This is a genomic window from Verrucosispora sp. SN26_14.1, assembly GCF_004307965.1.
Classification (GTDB): domain Bacteria; phylum Actinomycetota; class Actinomycetes; order Mycobacteriales; family Micromonosporaceae; genus Micromonospora.
In genome coordinates this window covers 1-1,910 of sequence record NZ_SISL01000720.1, presented here as the reverse complement: position 1 = coordinate 1,910, position 1,910 = coordinate 1, and the positions used below count along the sequence as shown (strand labels likewise).

General features: G+C 77.4%; 1 protein-coding gene. It reads right to left on the bottom strand.

Annotation, left to right across the window (positions count from 1 at the left end):
• The coding region (locus EYA84_RS31265; protein WP_131057783.1) for an SDR family NAD(P)-dependent oxidoreductase at nt 1-1,910 on the bottom strand (1,910 nt) is incomplete at both ends.

The following is a 1,910-nucleotide window of genomic DNA, read 5'->3' as shown; positions in this document are numbered from 1 at the left end:
CGGCGGCAGTAGCGACTGCGGCCCCTACCGGGACGCCGACCGTCGGCGCGGTGGCCGGACTCTCCGGCCCGGCCGCGACGACGACGTGTGCGGCGTCGACACGTCTGGCGAGCGCCAGGGCGCGCAGCGCGTCGTCGACCGGCATGGCACCGGGGCCGCCACCGCCGGTCCGGGCGGCCATGCCGGTGTCGCTGATCGCGGCGAAGCCGACCGCCTGGACGGGGCGGCCCGTGGCCCGGTGTGCGGTCGCGAACGCGTCGAGGAACCGGTTGGCGGCGGCGTAGTCACCGATCGCGCCGGCCAGGCCGGGCAGCACCGCGCTGACCGACGAGAACCCGACCAGGGCCGTCCGGTCGTGGCCGTGTCGCCGCAGCGCCTCGGTGAGCAGGTAGCTGCCGCGTACCTTCGGACCCAGCACGCCGAGGACGTCCGCGACGGACTTGGCGCGCAGGGTGCCGACCCGGACGGTGCCGGCGGCGTGGAACACGGTGTCCACCCGGGGCACGGCGGCGAGCAGGGCGTCCACGTCGGCGGCCACGGTCACGTCACACCGGTGGTACGTCGCCGTCGCCCCCAGCGCGGTCAGTTCGGCCAGCAACGCTGCCGGTGCGTGGTCCGACCGACCGGCCAGCAGCAGGGTCGGCTGCTCCCGGCGGGCCAGGGACCGGGCGAGCGCCGCGCCCACACCACCGGCACCGCCGACGATCAGGTGTACGGCACCCGCCCCGGCAGACCCGCCACCGGCAGCGCCGACGGCCCGGTCGACGGACGTCACCACCGGGTCGGGGACTCCTCCTGCGCCCGGCGACACCGGGTCGAGGAAACGTGCCATCCGGCGTCCGTCCCGCCAGGCCACCCCGGTCGCCGCACGCGGGCCGGGTGAGACAGCTGCCGGGCCCGCCGCGAGGGCGGACAACTCGCGGCGGACGGCGTCGACCCGCGTCGCCGTACCGTCCGAGGAGCAGAGGTCCACGGTCTGCACGAGCAGGCCCGGACGCTCGTCGGCGAGCGCGGCGGTCAACCCGGCCAGCACCGCCTGCACCGGGCGGGCACGCTCCGCCGCCGCGCCGGTGACGTGCACGTCCTCGGTGACCACCAGCAACCGGCCCGGCCGGTCGGCGTCCTCGTCGATCAGGGCGCGGACGGCGTGTACCTGCGCGGTGACGGCGGCGTCGAGCGCGGCCGCGTCCGGCGTGTCCACCGCCGCCCCGGCGAGCAGCACGGTGACGCCGGGGGTGTCGTCAGCGACGACCGTGGGGGTGTCGGCCGTGCGGACCTCGATCCCGTCGGCGGTGAGTGCGGTGACCAGGGCGTCGGCGAACGGACCGCCCACCCCCGGGCCGCGCGGCCGCACCCACCCGGCGGGTACGCCCGCGACCACCGGCACCTCCCGCCAGGCGACGACGTGCAGCGGTGCGGCCTGCGGCGATCCCGGTGGCGGGAAGGCGCGACGCGCGAACGGGTAGGTCGGCACCGGCACCCGCTGCCGCCCGGAGTACAGGGCGGGACGGTCGAGCGGGCCACCCCGGACCCAGAGCAGTCCGGCCGTGGCCAGCAACGACGCCGTAGCGGTGGGCCCGCCGGGCACGGCGACCATCCGGACCATGGGATGGGCCGCTCCGTCGACCTGCCCGCCACGATGCCCCGTCGCGCCGACGCCACCGGTGCCGGAGTCCGGCGCCAGGGCGGCAGTGTCCCGGGTGGAGCCGGCGACGCCCAGCTCGACCACGGTGTCGTACCCGTCGTCGTGGAGCCGTCGCCACGCCGCACGCCACTGCGCTCCGCTCGCCGCCTCGGTGGCCCACCGCAGCGGGTCCGGCGGATCCCACCGCCCGGCCGCCGGGCTGAACACCGGCACGCCCCGCAGCGCCGCGAGGGCGTACCCGTCGTCGGGTCTCTTATACACATCT